19 protein-coding genes are annotated in these 16,853 nt (G+C 36.7%); 5 read left to right on the top strand and 14 right to left on the bottom strand.

Annotation, left to right across the window (positions count from 1 at the left end; all coding sequences use genetic code 11):
• The first annotated feature begins 19 nt into the window (after window positions 1-19).
• Window positions 20-541, top strand: a complete 522-nt coding sequence (locus LC457_RS11770) for a 3'-5' exoribonuclease (RefSeq protein ID WP_223599993.1) — start codon at window positions 20-22, stop codon at window positions 539-541.
• Window positions 542-563: 22 nt separating this feature from the next.
• Window positions 564-1,004: a GNAT family N-acetyltransferase gene (locus LC457_RS11765; protein WP_223599992.1), complete on the top strand. Its 441-nt coding sequence runs from the start codon at window positions 564-566 to the stop codon at window positions 1,002-1,004.
• A gap of 222 nt (window positions 1,005-1,226) precedes the next feature.
• Here LC457_RS11765 and LC457_RS11760 read toward each other — a convergent pair whose 3' ends face one another.
• From LC457_RS11760 to panD, 8 genes are all read right to left on the bottom strand, one after another.
• Window positions 1,227-2,738 carry a helix-hairpin-helix domain-containing protein gene (locus LC457_RS11760; RefSeq protein WP_223599991.1) on the bottom strand — a complete coding sequence of 504 codons (1,512 nt, stop codon included), beginning with the start codon at window positions 2,736-2,738 and terminating at the stop codon, window positions 1,227-1,229.
• Window positions 2,739-2,742: 4 nt separating this feature from the next.
• A complete protein-coding gene (locus tag LC457_RS11755) occupies window positions 2,743-4,020 on the bottom strand; it encodes a protein phosphatase 2C domain-containing protein (protein WP_223599990.1) in 1,278 nt (425 codons plus the stop codon).
• Window positions 4,020-5,063 (bottom strand): TerY-C metal binding domain-containing protein, encoded by a 1,044-nt coding sequence (locus LC457_RS11750; protein ID WP_213280481.1) that lies wholly within the window; start codon window positions 5,061-5,063, stop codon window positions 4,020-4,022. The genes LC457_RS11755 and LC457_RS11750 overlap by 1 nt, the downstream gene beginning before the upstream one ends.
• A 17-nt stretch (window positions 5,064-5,080) precedes the next feature.
• Window positions 5,081-5,719: a VWA domain-containing protein gene (locus tag LC457_RS11745; protein WP_223599989.1), complete on the bottom strand. Its 639-nt coding sequence runs from the start codon at window positions 5,717-5,719 to the stop codon at window positions 5,081-5,083.
• 88 nt (window positions 5,720-5,807) lie between these two features.
• Complete coding sequence (locus LC457_RS11740) at window positions 5,808-6,485, bottom strand: TerD family protein (RefSeq protein ID WP_223599988.1); 678 nt, start codon at window positions 6,483-6,485, stop codon at window positions 5,808-5,810.
• Window positions 6,486-6,512: 27 nt separating this feature from the next.
• Complete coding sequence (locus LC457_RS11735; RefSeq protein WP_047378867.1) at window positions 6,513-7,088, bottom strand: TerD family protein; 576 nt, start codon at window positions 7,086-7,088, stop codon at window positions 6,513-6,515.
• Window positions 7,089-7,265: 177 nt separating this feature from the next.
• A complete protein-coding gene (locus tag LC457_RS11730; protein ID WP_223599987.1) occupies window positions 7,266-8,294 on the bottom strand; it encodes a lysylphosphatidylglycerol synthase transmembrane domain-containing protein in 1,029 nt (342 codons plus the stop codon).
• A gap of 3 nt (window positions 8,295-8,297) precedes the next feature.
• Window positions 8,298-8,648, bottom strand: a complete 351-nt coding sequence (gene panD, locus LC457_RS11725; protein ID WP_047386679.1) for an aspartate 1-decarboxylase — start codon at window positions 8,646-8,648, stop codon at window positions 8,298-8,300.
• A gap of 399 nt (window positions 8,649-9,047) precedes the next feature.
• Here panD and LC457_RS11720 point away from each other — a divergent pair, with 399 nt between their 5' ends.
• Entirely contained in the window at window positions 9,048-9,338 is a 291-nt protein-coding gene (locus LC457_RS11720) for an HU family DNA-binding protein (RefSeq protein WP_002976900.1), read from the top strand.
• 543 nt (window positions 9,339-9,881) lie between these two features.
• Here the strand turns inward: LC457_RS11720 and pdxH are convergent.
• The gene (pdxH, locus tag LC457_RS11715; RefSeq protein ID WP_223599986.1) at window positions 9,882-10,523 is read right to left on the bottom strand and encodes a pyridoxamine 5'-phosphate oxidase; all 642 of its coding nucleotides are present in this window, start codon (window positions 10,521-10,523) and stop codon (window positions 9,882-9,884) included.
• 24 nt (window positions 10,524-10,547) lie between these two features.
• Between pdxH and LC457_RS11710 the strand changes: the two genes are divergently transcribed.
• Window positions 10,548-11,096, top strand: a complete 549-nt coding sequence (locus LC457_RS11710; protein WP_047420684.1) for a YqgE/AlgH family protein — start codon at window positions 10,548-10,550, stop codon at window positions 11,094-11,096.
• A gap of 102 nt (window positions 11,097-11,198) precedes the next feature.
• Entirely contained in the window at window positions 11,199-11,780 is a 582-nt protein-coding gene (locus tag LC457_RS11705; RefSeq protein WP_223599985.1) for an N-acetylmuramoyl-L-alanine amidase, read from the top strand.
• An 85-nt stretch (window positions 11,781-11,865) separates the two neighbouring features.
• Here the strand turns inward: LC457_RS11705 and LC457_RS11700 are convergent, their stop codons facing one another.
• From LC457_RS11700 to LC457_RS11680, 5 genes are all read right to left on the bottom strand, one after another.
• Complete coding sequence (locus LC457_RS11700) at window positions 11,866-12,681, bottom strand: aminotransferase class IV (protein ID WP_223599984.1); 816 nt, start codon at window positions 12,679-12,681, stop codon at window positions 11,866-11,868.
• Window positions 12,682-12,759: 78 nt separating this feature from the next.
• Entirely contained in the window at window positions 12,760-13,146 is a 387-nt protein-coding gene (locus LC457_RS11695; RefSeq protein ID WP_034696870.1) for an START-like domain-containing protein, read from the bottom strand.
• A gap of 188 nt (window positions 13,147-13,334) precedes the next feature.
• A complete protein-coding gene (locus tag LC457_RS11690) occupies window positions 13,335-14,510 on the bottom strand; it encodes an aspartate aminotransferase family protein (protein WP_223600110.1) in 1,176 nt (391 codons plus the stop codon).
• A gap of 96 nt (window positions 14,511-14,606) precedes the next feature.
• Complete coding sequence (locus LC457_RS11685; protein WP_223599983.1) at window positions 14,607-16,346, bottom strand: OstA-like protein; 1,740 nt, start codon at window positions 16,344-16,346, stop codon at window positions 14,607-14,609.
• A gap of 3 nt (window positions 16,347-16,349) precedes the next feature.
• Window positions 16,350-16,823 (bottom strand): Fur family transcriptional regulator, encoded by a 474-nt coding sequence (locus LC457_RS11680; protein WP_047386665.1) that lies wholly within the window; start codon window positions 16,821-16,823, stop codon window positions 16,350-16,352.
• Between the last annotated feature and the right edge of the window lie 30 nt (window positions 16,824-16,853).

Here is a 16,853-nt window from a genome sequence, read left to right as displayed (position 1 = left end):
TTTCTTAAAACTATTTCCAATGAGCTACATCATGGTTGACATAGAATCGGATGGGCCGATTCCCGGTGATTTTTCAATGGCCTGTTTCGGAGCTGTACTCGTTACAGAGGAACTGGACACCACTTTTTATGGAAAGCTTAAACCGATTTCTGATAAATTCAATCCTGATGCTTTAGTGGTTTCCGGCTTCAGCAGGGAAGAAACAATGAATTTTGATGATCCTGAGACTGTCATGCTTGCCTTTGAAGACTGGATTAAAACGAACTCCAAAGGAAGGCCTATTTTCATCAGTGATAATAATGGCTTCGATTGGATGTTTATCTGCTGGTATTTTCATCATTTTCTCGGACGGAATCCTTTTGGTTTTTCTTCCAGAAGACTGTCTGATCTTTACTGCGGATTGGAAAAGGATACTTTTGCCCAGTGGAAACATCTTCGTAAGACTGAGCACACCCACAATCCGGTAGATGATGCCCGGGGAAATGCAGAAGTTTTATTGTATATGAAAGAAGAAATGGGACTGAAAATTGCATTAAAATAGAATCTAATTTTTATTTTTGAATATGAATCTTGACCTGCGTTACAAAGAAGCTGATGATACCGATATTGATTTTCTACTCAACCTCAGAATGAAAACCATGAACCCTCATTATGAAAATTCAGGGTTATCTACTGACAGAGAAACAACTTTGCAAAGAGTTCTGTACCAGTTTGAAAAAGCCAATATTATTCTTTTAAACAATCAACCCATTGGACTGTTAAAAGTAGACCGAACATTTACAAACATTGATGTCCTGCAACTTCAGATTGATCCCAGCCAGCAAGGTAAAGGACTTGGAAAAAAGATTTTGTCTGATATTCTTGAGGAAGCTTCGTTAGCAGGAAAAACGGTGTCATTAAGTGTTTTGAAAACCAATAAGGCACAACATCTTTATACAAGTCTTGGTTTTAGAATTGTGGGTGAAGATCAGTATTCCTATTTCATGGAAACTGAAAAACAATGAATTGAAAATCATGTAAGTTTTGGCTAAAGCCGTTGGAATTTATTTTTAATTTTAAAACGGGCTAAAGCCCGTTCCTATTGAATGTGGACTGCTAAAATCAATTTTATCATTCTATTTTTTTTGATTTAAACACAAATCTCACAAATAAATGAGCGCAAATGGCCACAATTATTTGCGAGATCTGAAAATATGAGATTGCTTCACTACGTTCGCAATGACGGGTTACTGATTTGCTATCGTTACATAGATCAACCTTCCGCCTTCTTCTGCAGATAACAGAATTTTTTTACCATCAGTCAGTTCAACCATAGAACCTGTTGGAATTTCTTTTTGTTCTGTGATATCTTTCATTCCTGATAAACTTTGGTTTACCAATACCCATCTTCCTTGATGGAAAGTAAAATATCCTACAGGCATTTTATCCTGCATCGTCAGGTTTTCATTGCGTATCACTTTCCTGGAAACATGCCATTTGAATAAATATTGATTGTGATAGACCATCAGTCTGTGGTTTTCCGGTTTCCATACCTCATCATCAAATTTGAAATATAAATCTAAAACAGGTAATGTTCCCTGATGTGGGGTTCCACAGAATGGACATTTAGGGCTGCTCGTATTATCAAAGACATACCATTTTTCGGTACAGCCGGAATTGTGGCAAGGCTGTATCAGATCTACAGTTTTCAGTAAAGCAGTTTCCCATTCATTGGCTGTGGGGCGTCTGATGGGGTCATGCAAACCGTCTATAAAAGTTTTTCTGAAAAGCTCTGAAATATAAGGTCCGGTTACGGTATAAGGAATTTTTTGAGGATCACCCCAGAATGCATCCCACTTCCGGAGATGATCTGCTTTTACCTGATTGGAAGGGTTTTCCGGATGTTCTACAAACAGGGCTTTTTCTCCCATGGATATAATTTCGTCTTTTTCGGAGTCCAGATCCCATATTTTCCCTCCACGCAAAGGATGTCTTCTTAAAAGGTACATATAAATCAGAACAGCAAGGGCGTGCAGATCTGTTTTTTGATTAGGCAGATGTCTTCCAGGATCCTGAAGGCTTAAATGTTTCGTTTTCAACACTTCAGGAGCAATAAAGTCTGCAGTTCCTATTACTTCCGGAGGAAACAGTTTGGGGACAACAAGTCCATCTATATCAATGATACAGGCAGATTTCGTTACCGGATCTACCAGAATATTATTATAAGACAAGTCGGAATGTGCCAGCCCCATCTGATGCAGTTTTTTAACTCCTCTGCTGATATTGACCGCAATCTGAAAATAACTCAGCCAGTCTCCCAGTTCCGACGGATCCAGTCTCAACGGATACTGCTGATTCCTGAACATGGGCGCAGTAAACCATTTTCCTACTTTATCCTGCCCCTGGATATTTTCTGAACCGATATATCCTTTCGCAAAATAGAATTTATTATGATAAACAGGAACTACAATTCCTGTGAGTTTATTTTTTTCAACAATATCGTATGGCCACCTGAATATTTCGTTTAGAAAATACTCTGAAGCATTCCCGTTTTGTATACTCTGCAGATAGGTGGAAACAATTCTCATGATTCTTTCTTTTTGTCCTTCATCCAGCGGATTCCGGTAAAAAGCAACCACATAGTCTTTATCAGGAGAAAAATAAACATCTTTCACGCCGCCCCGGATAGGGTTTTCATCTACATATTCATAGGATTTGGCTGTGTCCAGGACAGAAACAACCTTAATGGTCTTTTTCATGGTATTAATAGATTATTGCCAATGTTCGGTCATCGTGATTTCCTCTGCTCCAGAAATCGCTCCATATTAAAAGCTGCTCATCAATTTTTTCATCGTTGATAAAATCTGCTTTCGTCCGGTCATCATTATTTCCGGCAAAGTCTTCAAAAAGTGATTTCCAGCTTTCTGTATCTTCCAGTTTATTTTCTGTGAGAAATTTCGGATCATAAATACCATCCGTCATCAGCACGAGATAGGAAAAATCATCCACACAGGTGATCCGGAAACGGGAAGCCACATGATCGTTGAAAATTTCTTTCATGGTAATAAAACGGGTACCTCCACTAAATTCTCCCACATCCATCTGATTTAAAAGTTTCACTTCAGAAAAATCAGGATTGATGAGATTAATCGGGCAATCTCCTACTCCAAAGCTAAGAATGACATACCCGAAACTAAACTTTTTAAGTAAAGTAAAAATCAGCGTAGCATGCAGATCACTTACAGACAGAGCATTTTCTGCTGCCGTTTTTTCTAATGTTTGATAGACATGTAAAACACTTTCCGATAAAATATTTTTGATATTTCGCTCAGCATCCGTTTGTTCTTTATCTGAAGAACCTGAAGCATACATCTGGTTGATATTATTTTCGATTTCGCCTACAATCTCCCTCGAATTGAAAAACTGACTTATCGTTGCCGTTGCCAATCTCGAACCTTCTCTTGCAGCAGCTGCCGAGCCCGCTCCATCTGAAACAGAAACAATATTCCAATCTTCAGGAAGGTTATTCACCGAAAAATCATCTTCACGGAATTTTCCTTCATGGGCATGGGAACGTCCTCTTTTGGAAGCCACAACAATTTTTTTGTCTGAAAAGGAACCTTTGAAAGAATCTTCCTCAGATTTATAAAAAGCTGCATTTGTATCGCTTGGAATATTTTTCCACAAATCTTTCGGATCTGCGTTCACAAAGAGCTGTATTTTTTTTGTCTCAATCTGCTTCTGATCATGAATGTGATAAAACTGAACATCCAGATGATACATATTGTTGGTAACCGGAATTCCTGAAATTGTATCGTTTTCAAAAGTAAGGCCCGTTTCTTCAATACCGCTGATATTCTGAATTTTTATATTCGGAAAATCTTCCATGTCAAGATGGAATTCATAGAACTGCTTTGCACTGGCATTCTTTAATACCCAATGCGCATCTTTGAACTCTTCTTTTTCTTTATAAACGGCAGCTTGTTCCATCGTCTTTGGTTTAGAGTCAGAGGCTGATTTCCTGAAGAACTTACCCATCATTATCCTAAGGTTCTGTTAATATCAAATCCTCCGCCGGAAAATCCGTAATAATCCGAAGTTCCGCACCATGGACATTTGCTGTATCCTTCTCCTCTCAAACAGTGAATACCGCCACAGGAGCAGGTTGCCAACGCAATAGGATTGGCACAATGAGGACATGAAGTTCCTCCATCCAGTTCTTCTATATTGATTTTAAGGTGAGTTTTCTGATTGGAAGAAAGTCTGTAGTAGGCTTTTTCATCAATTTTATAAGCTCCGTCCAGTCTGTAATATCTTGTTGCCATTCCGGGAATGCTTGATTCGGCAAATGCTTTTTTAAATTTCATCAGGTAAAGCTTTTCAGTTTCCTGACATTTCCCGTTTAATACTACAAAATTGTTATCCGGAAATCGCTGTTCCATTTCAGGATCTACTTTCTCGAGAATAAGGGAATCAATTTTAGACAAATTAATTCCTTCTTTTTTGGCTTCTGTAACACTCTGGCTGGTTGTTTTAATAGAATCGGTTACCCATTTGAAAAATTCTTTATAGGAATTCTCATCAGAGTTATTAAACAGCAGTACATTATCTGCTAATGAACCTAAAAGTTTGTAATTTGTATTTTCTCCAATAGATACGGCAATTGTATTGGATTTTCCGCTGTACTTGTTATTCCACCTCTCAATAGCTTTGGTAGCATCATCAGTGGGAACTCCGTCTGTAAAAAGGAAAACGATGGGTTTCCAGTCGCCTTTTCTTTCGTAGGTGGTTTTCACAATATCTCTGTCAATACAATCCATTACTTTAATCAAACCCTGGGAAAGTGATGTGCCACTCCCGATTGGAATTTTAGGTGGATAAAAGCTGATAATATCCTGCATAGGAGTAATCACTTCTGCTTCTCCTGCAAAACCTATCACGGAAATGTAAACGGTTTCAAGTGAATACGGATCTTTCTTTAATTCTCTGATGATATTGGCGATACCTTCCTGTACCTGCTCAATAGGTTCTCCTACCATAGATTCGGAGATGTCTACTAAAAAATAAATAGGCAGTCTTCTCATGTTGTAAAGACAATTTTTTAAATAATAATATTAAGCTCCGATGGTGGAGGAGGCAGTGTGATATTTTCTCCTGTATTCTGCGAATGTCCTCCCTGTGTAATGGAAGAACTTACCCATCTGAAAAACGAAGAAAGTGTGATAGCGTCTGTGGTATCCAGTTTTACCACATGATCAGTCAGTTCCTTCAAAAACTGTTCATCAGCTTTCGGGCCGGCAGCACAGCCTACGATGGCACCAAATTCTAGTCCTCTGATCACAGGAATCATCTGTCTGTATTTCTGAATATCCGAAGGTTTTCCATCTGTAAATATAAAAAGTAACGGCTGCCAGTCTCCTTTTGTATCCGCTGATTCTTTTACAATCTCTTTCTTCACCAATTCTGAAACCATTTCCAATGCAGCTCCCGTGTGGGTTGGCCCGCTGTCCGGACAGGTAATTTCCATGGGATAAAAACTCGCCAGATCTGTCAAAGGAATAATATTTTTCACTTCTCTATCGAAAGTGATAACGCTTAGATGCAGACTGTCCATTGCCTGTGGATCTGCACGAAGCATACTGATCAATCCGTTAAATCCGTTATTCAGTGCCTGAATAGGCTCACCGTTCATAGAACCTGAGGTATCTAATAAAAAATAAGCTAATAATCTCCTGCTCATTATATGACAAATATTAAGTCTGAAGCCGGCGGAGGGAGTCGGAGACTTCCAAGCCGGCTTTTATTTTGGTTTGATAAAAATTTAGAATCTAGTTGGAATAAGCGTACTGCTGTCTCAGAATGTCTATAAAGTTATCTGTATGATGCGGCTCTCCTACAGCGCGGAATTTCCAGTCGCCATTGTGACGGTATGCTTCTGCAAAAACCATTGCACACTTACCATTCATACTTGAATCTCCTGAAAGGCTGTATTTCGTAATTTCTTTTCCTGTAGCATCCACCGCACGGATAAATGCATTTTCGATCATTCCGAAGTGTTGGTTATTCGTTCTTCCCTGATAAATGGTAACAATGAATACTATTTTCTGATAACTCTGGTCCAACTGATCCAGCCTTACAATGATCTGCTCATCATCCCCATCTCCCGCTCCGGTTCTGTTGTCTCCTGTAAGCCACACATTCCCGCTTGGGTGCTGCATAGAATTAAAGAAAACCACATCTCCCTGGTAAAGCCCCATCTGTCTTCCGTCATTGGTTTGTACCGTTCTTCCAAGATTGGCGACTTTGCCATTACCATCTAAAAGAAAAGCCACAGCATCAAGGTCATACTCAGCTTCTTTACTGAACAGTTTTCCAAAGAATCCTCCGCCTTGCTTTCTTACATCCCATCCTAAGCCAATGGTTACTTTTGAAAGATCATAAACGCTTTCTCCGCGGTCATTCTTTCTTAAATCTATCGTTTGTCCTTTCTGTAAATTAATTGCCATAGTTATAGTTTTGTGTATTTGATGATTTTATTTGATAATTTGTCCTTTGTAGTATTTCTCTAAAAAGAAACCAAGATCTGCTCTGTATCCTATTCCTGAAGCTTCAAATTTCCAGCTTCCGTTTCTTTTGTACAGCCTTCCGAACTCTACACCGGTTTCAATGGAGAAATCTTCATCCAGCTCATATTTTGCAATTTCCTGGTTTGAATGATTATCAACAACCCGGATATAAGAGTTTCTTACCTGTCCGAAATTCTGTCTTCTTCTTTCAAAATCTTCTATAGTGACTACGAAAAGAATTTCTTCCACTCTTGAATCTACTTTATCTAGATCTATTACGATGGCTTCATCATCGTCACCATCACTGTTTTTACCATTAGGATCATCACCTGTATGAGTAAGAGCTCCGTCCGGAGAATTCAGGTTATTGTAAAAAACAAAATATTCTTCGCTTACTAATTTTCTGTCAGAATCAATCATGATTGCAGAAGCATCCAGGTCAAAATCGTAGCCGGTTCCTTCATTGGGATCCCAGCCTAATCCAATCGTCATTTTCGTCAATCCTATGTCGATCTTTTGCCCTTTCTGTAGATTAATTGCCATAGTGTTTTATATTATGATTATTTTTCGCATTAAGATAGAAGTGATTTATGACCTGACCAAATTTATTTAGGAAAAAATGATCTACAGAGCGCAATTAAAGCTATTTAAGTCACCCATCACCATAAAAAAAGGTCCAATTAAAAAATTGAACCTTGTATTGTATAAAAGAGTATTAAATTAATTTTCAAAATCCTTATCTGAAACGGCAGCATTTCTTGCTTTGGCCAGCATAGGAATGGAAACCAGTCCCATCACCAGCATGATCACAATCTGCAGCGGTAAAGAAATAAAAGAATATGTCAATCCCATTTCCCCTCCGAAATCAGCACTTTTTCCTACGGATATAAAAAGCGCCATAAAGCCATACTTCATCGCAAGGTTATAAGCCCCAATACCTCCACTGGCAGGAATAATCATTCCCAATGTTCCTACTACGATAATAAAGAAACCGTCTGCAAAAGTAAATGCGGAGGTTTCAGGAAGTGCAAAGCAAACCAGATAAGCAGCTAAATAATAACAAATCCAGATTCCTAATGTATAAAGGATGAATTTTCCCTTTTCTTTTAATTTAAAAATAGACATTATCCCCTGGAAAATTCCATCAATAAAGTTGACAATTTTTCCTAAAAAAGGAATTCCTGAAAGTTTCTTTTTGAATACAAAAAACAAAACGGTTCCCACAATCAGAATTGAAAGGACCAATACAATCTTATTAGGATTCATACTGATTCCTGAATTTTTATAGAAGGACAGAATTGCATCGTATTTAAACAACAATGTCAATCCTAAGAAACCAAGCATACATATCAAATCTACCACTCGTTCCAAAATAATCGTTCCAAAAGATTTGTCCACAGGTACTTTTTCTACTCCATACAAAGCCGTAGCTCTTGCCACTTCACCACTTCTTGGAATGGTAAGGTTCATCAGATATCCAAATGATATGGACCAAAGGGCATTAGAATTTGAAATTCTGTATCCCATGGGTTCAAGCATCAGGTTCCAGCGAATGGCCCTAAACCAATACGCAAGAAGACCAAATACAGACGCAAACAATACCCACAGATAATTTGCTTTTGCCAATGACTTCTGGATGACTTTAAAATCAAGACCTCTTAAGGCAAGCCATAAAAAAAAGCCTGCAAAAGCAAGCGATATTACTATTGTTAATATTGATTTTACTGGACTTTTTGATGTTTTCTCCATGTACTAGGTAAGAAGATTTGTTTTTTCATCCGGGAAAACGATCTTTGGCTGGAAGTCTTTAGCCTCTTCCGGGGTCATCTGCGCATAAGCAATAACGATGATAATATCATCTTTCTGTACTTTTCTTGCTGCAGGCCCATTCAGACATACTTCTCCGGATTTTCTTTTTCCTTTGATAACGTACGTGTCAAAACGTTCTCCGTTGTTCACATTCACAATATAGACCCTTTCCCCCACTACCAGACCGGCAGCTTCAATAAGATCTTCATCTATTGTTATACTTCCTATATAATTAAGGTCAGAGGCAGTTACTCTCACCCTATGAATCTTAGACTTGAAAACTTCTATTAGCATGTTGCAAATTTATTAATAAAAATTAATAAATCAGGTCTTTAGTATCATTTAAAAACTCCCACAAACACAGGCGTTTAATTTCACAGAACACAAAGATTCTGAAAATTACTTATAGATTTAATAATCATATGGTCAAAAAAATTAATTGTTTATACAGAATTTAGGATTTAATAAATACGAAAAATAATATTAACTTTTTGCTAAAGTCAATAAACATAAGCATTTGGCATGATTTTAGTAACCTGTAACGTAGATTTTCTGTAAAAAGTGGAATTATCATATTTTAACCAATTTCACCGAAAAGCAAAAAAATTTTACAAGTTTTAATAAAAAAATTGCACAATTAGAAAATAGTATTATATTTGCTATAATTACGAACTAACTTTAATATTAAAAATTATGAACAAGTCTGAATTAATCGACGCAATCGCTAAAGATGCAGGTATCACTAAAGTTGCAGCAAAAGCTGCTTTAGAATCTTTCATTGGTAACGTAACTACTACATTAAAGAAAAAAGACGGAAAAGTGTCTTTAGTAGGTTTCGGTACTTTCTCAGTAGCTGAGAGAGCTGCTAGACAAGGGATTAACCCTGCAACTAAAAAACCGATCAAGATCGCTGCTAAAAAAGTTGCTAAATTTAAAGCTGGAGCTGATTTGTCAAATGCAGTTTCAGGTGCTAAGAAAAAATAATCATTCAGATTAAAAAAATTCAAGGGCTGTTTCTTAGAAATAGCCTTTTTTTTGTGTTCAAATAATAGAATAAATTAAACCATTAAGAAGGTTTAAGCGGTTAAGAATTATTAAGTTTTGGCTAAAGCCGTTATTATTGTCGCAAATAAATAAGCGGGCTAAAGCCCACCTCTATTGATATACATTTTCATAATTTAATCAAGATCAGCAAACAACTGATAATCAAATGACAATATTTATAATTATCTAATCATTCAATAGGAACGGGCAATCATCCTGAGCGTGGTCGAAGGGAGCCATTAAAAAACATCACCAATTCCGATGGCAGCCAAAACCTAAAAAGGTTATAATCTGCCTGATTTCATTACTTTTCAAAATAAGCTGTACAATATCAAACTTCAGCTAAAGCTTTTATCATTGATACAAATAAATAAGCGGGCTAAAGCCCGCTTCTATTGATAGTACAAAGTTTATTTTTTCAGTATTCGTTTATAGTAAAAACGAACACCACTAATTTCTAGCTTCTAACATCTAATTCCTTATTTAAGGAGCTAGTCTTGAAATTTTCCAATCCAGATCTTCCAGCTGGTAAATAATTCTGTCGTGAAGACGGTTGGGTCTGCCCTGCCAGAATTCAATCTCATAAGGTCTTGCCAGATATCCGCCCCAATTAGAAGGTCTTGGAACTTCAGTATTTTCATATTCTTTTTCCAGTTCTTTTAATTTACCTTCCAAAAACTCTCTGTTCGGAATCACCTGGCTCTGTGGAGAAACTACAGCTCCCAACTGGCTTCCTTTAGGTCTTGAATGGAAATAACCATCACTTAAGTTTTCTGCCAGCTTCTCAAGATCTGCTTTGATAATGATCTGTCTTTCAAGATTAGGCCAGAAGAAATGCAGACATGCTTTATGATTGTTTTCTATTGCTTTTCCCTTTCGGCTGTTGTAGTTGGTATAAAAAATAAATCCTTCATGGGTATATGCTTTAAGAAGAACCATTCTTGTTCTCGGACACCCGTCTTCCTCTACAGTAGAAACAGCCATAGCATTGGATTCTGAGATCATTGGGCTCTCACTGGCCTCCAAAAACCAGTCTCTGAACTGCTCAATTGGATTTTGTTTTATCTCACTTTCAATAAGTTGGGATTTCTCGTACACTTTTCTTTTGTCGTGCAGGTTTTCCATAAATATTTTTTATTAAATTTGAGTATGAATCACTCATACAAAGGTAAAATATTAATCTCGACACCTGACATTTCCGGCGATATTTTTTCAAGATCGGTAGTGTTGGTTATTGAACATAATGAAAGTGGTGCATTTGGTTTGATACTGAATAAAAAGAACAGCCAAATGAGCAGCAAGTTCAAAGATTTTTTTGACTTTAAAATTGAGGTGTATGACGGAGGTCCTGTGGAGAATGATAAAGTATTTTTTATTGTAAAAGGTAAAAGGGTTACTGAAATCTATACAGACATCACAGATGAATATTATCTTACAGAAGATATTGAACGTATCATTAATGCTGTTTTGAGCAGCGAACTGGATATTGAGCACATCAAAATATTTTCAGGTTATTCAGGATGGTCTCCAGGCCAGCTTGACACTGAAGTTCAAAGAAAAATGTGGACAGTTGTGGATGTTTATAATCTGGATTATACTCTTCCAAACGATCAGACCCTTTGGAAGTCTATTATGCAGAATCTTGGTGGTGAGTTTCTTCTCTGGGCGAATTCACCTGAAGACATTTCGCTGAATTAATGTAGTATTTTCATATCAATCAGACAATTAACAAACTTTAAGATTCCTTTAACCAATTTTAAAGAAAGTTTTTCCGTTCTTTGAAAAACTAAAATCACTGATATGAAAGGTATTACATTACTTGCTTTATCAATATTTTCTACCGCATTTTTATCATTTACTCCCATTAACAAAAAATATATTGTCATAGATGCCGGTCATGGCGGAAATGATTTTGGGGCTACGCATGGTGAAATTCGTGAAAAGAATATATCATTAAGTGTTGCTAAGGAAATCCAGAAGATTAATGAAAGCCAGGATAAATATGAAATCATTCTGACAAGGGATTCTGACACGTATCCTTCTCTTTCCGAAAGGACAGCTCAGATCAATAAACTTAATCCTGAAATGGTGATTTCACTCCATGTCAACACCTCTCCTGAACAAGAGAGATCTGATAACGGTTTTGAAGTTTACACTCAGAATTCTGATGTTTCAAAGGAGTTAGCCGGAAAAATTTACAAGAAATTCAATGCCCGCAAAATATCGGAGAGTAATCTTCATATTTTAAGAGAAACTAAAGCACCTGCCGTATTGGTAGAGCTTGGATTCATCAATAATTCTGAAAACAGAAATTATATAACGAGTGAAAAAGGGCAGAAAGAAATCGCACAGAAATTTGTTGAAATCATCAACGAATACTAAATAAAATAAACAATTTCTGATTTAATCAGAATAAAACCCGGTAAAGGACTTCTGGAACTTTGTTGTTTACCGGGTTTGTCAATTTTTATTGATTAAAACTTTTCTTCCAGCTTTCCACTAATTCTGAGAAACGGGAATTTTCAAAAGTCTTATTTCTAATCTTACCTACAGAAAATATACCTTTTTCTTCAGAAATCATTAAAATCTCTTCAGCTTTCTGAGATTCAAATGCGATAATTTCGTGTTCCTGAATATCAGCAAGGTTATTTTTATGTAAAAAAGTCACAAAGTTTTCCATCAAAGGAGAAATGTAAGCTCCTTCAGTCTGCTTGGGTACTTTAATAACATCGCCTTCTAAAAAAAGAAGATTTCCGGCAGTGGTACGTGCTATTCTTTTGTTTGGGTTCAGAAGAATAACGTCATCAAGGTCATTTTCCTGGGCATAGATCGCTCCGTAGATATTTTCCGGGCAGTGAACTCTGATATTGCTCAGAAGGTTGTTATTAACGTTAATTTCTTTAATCAAATCCAATTCTAAAGATCTTTGATGAACTGACAGTACATCTGCTAACTCTGAAACTTCGTAAAAATAGGAAACAGAAGATTTTGCCAATGTTACACCGTCATTATTCCTGAACACCTGGAAATTGATAATCCCGTTCTTTACCCCTTTATCTTCAATAATTTCTTTTTGAAAAAGTGTCTGGAAAAACTCCAGGGTGTAAGTTAAAGGAATATTCATTCTCATTTTTCTCATGGAAGCCATCAGGAAAAAATAGCATTCTTCGTCCATGATCAATCCACCATTTCTTACAAAGAAAGAAACTTTCACTGAGTCGCCCCAAAGGAAGGCTCTGTTCTTTACATTTAACTCGTCTGATGTAAAATATTGATTTTCCAATTTTTGATGTGATTTATTTACAAAAAAATAATGAACGATAAATCGTTCATCAGTTTTATCATTTAATATAGCCCGGTATTATGCCGCACCTAGTTTTATTCTCAGGTTTTCAATAAGATTTTCCCAATACATTGCATTTTCCTCTTCATCACCTTCTTCACAGAAATCTGTAATATTTAAAGCCAGATCTTCTGTAATATCATCAATTGTGATAGTCATTTCAAAGAAATTTTTTGTTCCTTCATCTTCTTCCCATCTGAAACGCACGAAACCTTCAGGCTTATATCTGATCAAAGTGGCCTTCTCAGCAGGTCCTCCACCCCAGCTAAAAAAGAAATCATCGCCTTTCTCTGTTACCTCATCCGCAAACCATTCAGACAATCCCTCTGCAGTCGCCAGATATTCATATAAAATCTCTGATAAACAGTGCATTGGAAATTCGTAATGGACTTTATGTTTCGCCATATAATCTTTGTTTTATCGTCCCGCAATATATAAATTAATTTTTTTATTACGCAAAAAAACAATTACTTTTTTAAAGAATCAGTATGATATTTATCACGGGATTTAAATCCTTATTTCATTAATTTTTAATGGTTAAAACTGTCATGTAAAGCATAAAAAAATCTCTCCTTTCCGGAGAGATTGTATCTTTAATTTTCGTTCAGTATATCAAGAATAATCTGACATCCTTCTCTGATTTCATCTTTGGATAATGTAAGAGGCGGAGAGATTCTCAGGTATTCATTTCTGTATAGCTGCCAGAAGACAACAAGCCCTTTCTCCATACATTTTTTCGCTACTTCCAGTGTATATTCCGGTGTTCCGAGATTCACGGCAAGCATTAAACCTTTGCCATTGATATTTTTAATTTTAGGATGAACTAAAAGTTCTCTGAACAGTTTTTCTTTTTCTTCCACTTCATTCATCAATCCGCTGTCCAGCACTTCTTTTAAAGTAGCATAACTTGCCGCAGCAATCAATGGATTTCCACCAAAAGTAGTAATATGACCAAGCTTTGGTGAGTGTGATAAGCTTTCCATAATTTCTCTGGAACTCATAAAAGCTCCTACAGGAACTCCTCCTCCCATTCCTTTACCCATCACCAGGATATCCGGAACGATTCCAAAGTGTTCAAAAGAAAATAACTTTCCTGTTCTTCCAAATCCGGGCTGAATTTCATCTAAAATCAAAAGTGCTCCTACTTCTTCACATCTTCTTTTTAGTTTGATCAGATAGTCTTTATCGGGAACCAGAAACCCTGCTGCTCCCTGAATGGTTTCAAGGATAACACAAGCCGTTTTCTCAGTGATTTTATCGAAATCTTTTTCATTATTAAATTCAATGAAAGAGACCATTGGCAGTAAGGGACGGAATTCTCTTTTATGGGTTTCATTTCCTGAAACACTTAAAGCACCATGGGTATTTCCGTGATAAGAGTCTTTAAAGGAAACAATTTCTTCTCTTCCGGTATATCGTTTTGCCAGCTTCAGACTTCCGTCAATAGCTTCGGCACCACTGTTTACAAGATAGGTAACTTCCAAAGGATCCGGAGTAGCTTCTGCAAGCAGTCTGCATAAAGCAATAGGCTTTTCCTGCGCATATTCGCCATATACCATTACGTGAAGGTATTTATCTGCCTGTTCTTTGATTGCATTTACAATCTTAGGATGTGAATGTCCCAGCGTATTGGCAGAAACTCCTGCTACAAAGTCAAGATATCTTTTTCCATCTGTACCGTAAATATAGCTTCCTTCTGCTTTTTCAACTTCAAAACCTGCCGCAAATTTTGTGGTTTGAGCCTGATATATAAAAAAATCTTTATGCATTTCCATTGTCTCCAAAATTTCAGCAAAGCTATAAAAGATTCATTAAAGGTTAAAATTAATCCACAAAAAAAGACCAGTGAGTACTGGTCTTTTATATTATTTTCTGGTTCGTTTCGGCTTTTTAGCTTCTTCTTTCGCTTTTTCGTCATCAATTGCTTTCTGCGCTTTATCGAAGAGTTCGCTATCGGCGGTATATTGTATTTCTTCGTTGTTCGGGGTGTCTACAAGAATATCCTGCCATTTTCGGATCCGGTCTTTCGTATTCCAGTTAAAATCGGGGAACTTCCTTCGTGCAGGTTCTATTTTACTCATCGGATAGGTGTCTGAATTTGCTCCGATACTGCATGAAATAATCTGCAGGGCTCTTTCTTCAAACAATGCTCCGATAATTCCACAGGTAGAAAGGGTAATTCCGATTCTTTCCGGTTTTTTGGTTTCCTGATCGGTATCATCTACATAGACAATAGACTGGGCATTTCCAACGACTCTGGCTTCTTTAATATCATTTTTCTCATAGTAAACCGTCATGAATTTTCCTTTTACCTGGTTGAATTCATCTTTTAGATTGAGTGAATCAACTTTACTGATGGCAAAGGCATTTCCGATTACTTTTAATGAGTCTATATCTTCTGTTTTGGTATTAAAATAAGCTTCTACTTTATCGCCGGTCACCTGTTTTTCACCGCTCCACAGAATGGGACTTGTGTACATATGCATTACTCCATCTGTTTCATTGAAAGCAATAGAGTCTGCTCTTCCCTGTGCGTTGGATTTATAAATACGGGCTTTTTTAAAAGCTCTGAGATAGCTTTTCTTCACTTTAATATCAAGAGAATCCGGTCTTTGGTAAGAGATAATTTTTTCTGCTGCAAAATAAATGGAATCTTTTTCCATCACTTTTACGGCATAAGGGTTTTTCGTCATCATCGCAGAGTCTTTTTTCTCAAAAATCTCTCCGTACCCTCCTTTTATATATCTTCTTTCTTTTGGATCATCAAGGGTTACATTCCCGGTTGCTTTACCAAATCCTGAGATCTGATTGTAGTACATATCATCACCGGTAAGAATTTTCTCATTATAAAAGATTCTGGAGTTTTTGGTTAAATAAGCCTCCTTGGAATCCATTTTATAAGTTCCTTTTTCAGTGTAGATTCTGTTTCTTGGATTGGTTTTGCTGGTAATGGTTGTTGGGCCATTAAAATCTGCTATTTTAGTATTCTGATTCTGCTTGATATTAGGGCCTTCTATGGTATATTGAGGCGTTTCTATTTTCACATTACCAGTAAGGTCTACAACTCTTGTATTGAGGAAATACGTTCCTACTTTGGCATAGGTTACATTCTGGCCATCTGAGATCGTTCCTCCTGTATTAAAATAAGCCTGATTAGCCAGTCTGTCATAATACAGAATATCTGTTTTTATTGTTTGTTTAGGATCGGTTAAGACCACGTTTTTTCTGGCAACACCTTTTTGGGTATTGGCATCGTATTCCATTTCTCCTGCTGTAATTACGGAGCCATCTGTATTTTGAAGTCTTGTATTACCTATTGCTTTTACAAAATTTTCTTCATTATACAGGACTACTTCATCCGCAGTAAGAATGGATCCCTGATGTTCAATCTGAACATGACCGGTAAAATATTGGTTTCCGTCGTATTTTTCAGGGTCTTTCTTGATTTCGTCCGCATGGATGATCTTTACTTTATCTTCGGGTCTCACCTGTTTGGGCTGAGCCGGTGAAGGAGCCTGCAAATAGGGATCTCTCTTCACAGGAGTTTTATCCTGCGCAAAGTTGAGCGTAGAAATAAAGATTAGCAGAAAAAGGATTATTCTCATTAATTAGTCATTCTTAGTGCCATAGAAATATAGCGAATGAGAATCAATTCTTACGCCAAACGCTTCTTCGATGGCTTCTTTGATTCCTTGGATCCTTGGGTCACAGAATTCAATAATTTCTTCAATCTCTTTATCAGAGTCTTTTTTGTAGATCACCAGGTGGTCATGCTGTTTGTCAAAATAAGACTTCTCATAAGATGAAGAGGTCAATGTCTTTTCTCCGAACTGATGCTTACGGATCAAACCTGCATCAAGGAAAATTTCAATAGTGTTGTAAATCGTTGCTTTGGAAACATGATATTTCTTCTGCATCATCAGAAGATACAGATCATCAACGTTGAAGTGATGATCCATATTATAAATCTCTTCTAATATCGTATATCTTTCAGGTGTGTTTCTGAACCCTTTTTCTAATAAGTAGTTTCTCAAAACATCCTTGATCAAAGCTATATTTTTTTCTTTTTGTACTGTATCCATTAAAAAAATTATCTACAAATTTATTGAATT

The sequence above is a fragment of the Chryseobacterium sp. GVT01B genome (assembly GCF_019970045.1).
Taxonomy (GTDB): domain Bacteria; phylum Bacteroidota; class Bacteroidia; order Flavobacteriales; family Weeksellaceae; genus Chryseobacterium.
The sequence above is the reverse complement of the archived record's forward strand: the minus strand, read 5'-3'. Positions and strand labels throughout refer to the sequence as shown.

Coding starts and splice junctions, on each gene's coding strand:
- LC457_RS11765 (WP_223599992.1), top strand. CDS start 564: ATGAATCTTGACCTGCGTTACAAAGAAGCTGATGATACCGATATTGAT.
- LC457_RS11760 (WP_223599991.1), bottom strand. CDS start 2,738: ATGAAAAAGACCATTAAGGTTGTTTCTGTCCTGGACACAGCCAAATCC.
- LC457_RS11770 (WP_223599993.1), top strand. CDS start 20: ATGAGCTACATCATGGTTGACATAGAATCGGATGGGCCGATTCCCGGT.
- LC457_RS11680 (WP_047386665.1), bottom strand. CDS start 16,823: ATGGATACAGTACAAAAAGAAAAAAATATAGCTTTGATCAAGGATGTT.
- LC457_RS11695 (WP_034696870.1), bottom strand. CDS start 13,146: ATGGCGAAACATAAAGTCCATTACGAATTTCCAATGCACTGTTTATCA.
- LC457_RS11730 (WP_223599987.1), bottom strand. CDS start 8,294: ATGGAGAAAACATCAAAAAGTCCAGTAAAATCAATATTAACAATAGTA.
- LC457_RS11705 (WP_223599985.1), top strand. CDS start 11,199: ATGAAAGGTATTACATTACTTGCTTTATCAATATTTTCTACCGCATTT.
- LC457_RS11710 (WP_047420684.1), top strand. CDS start 10,548: ATGAATCACTCATACAAAGGTAAAATATTAATCTCGACACCTGACATT.
- LC457_RS11735 (WP_047378867.1), bottom strand. CDS start 7,088: ATGGCAATTAATCTACAGAAAGGGCAAAAGATCGACATAGGATTGACG.
- LC457_RS11745 (WP_223599989.1), bottom strand. CDS start 5,719: ATGAGCAGGAGATTATTAGCTTATTTTTTATTAGATACCTCAGGTTCT.
- LC457_RS11685 (WP_223599983.1), bottom strand. CDS start 16,346: ATGAGAATAATCCTTTTTCTGCTAATCTTTATTTCTACGCTCAACTTT.
- pdxH (WP_223599986.1), bottom strand. CDS start 10,523: ATGGAAAACCTGCACGACAAAAGAAAAGTGTACGAGAAATCCCAACTT.
- LC457_RS11720 (WP_002976900.1), top strand. CDS start 9,048: ATGAACAAGTCTGAATTAATCGACGCAATCGCTAAAGATGCAGGTATC.
- LC457_RS11690 (WP_223600110.1), bottom strand. CDS start 14,510: ATGCATAAAGATTTTTTTATATATCAGGCTCAAACCACAAAATTTGCG.
- panD (WP_047386679.1), bottom strand. CDS start 8,648: ATGCTAATAGAAGTTTTCAAGTCTAAGATTCATAGGGTGAGAGTAACT.
- LC457_RS11740 (WP_223599988.1), bottom strand. CDS start 6,485: ATGGCAATTAATTTACAGAAAGGACAAACGATAGATTTAAGAAAGAAT.
- LC457_RS11750 (WP_213280481.1), bottom strand. CDS start 5,063: ATGAGAAGACTGCCTATTTATTTTTTAGTAGACATCTCCGAATCTATG.
- LC457_RS11755 (WP_223599990.1), bottom strand. CDS start 4,020: ATGATGGGTAAGTTCTTCAGGAAATCAGCCTCTGACTCTAAACCAAAG.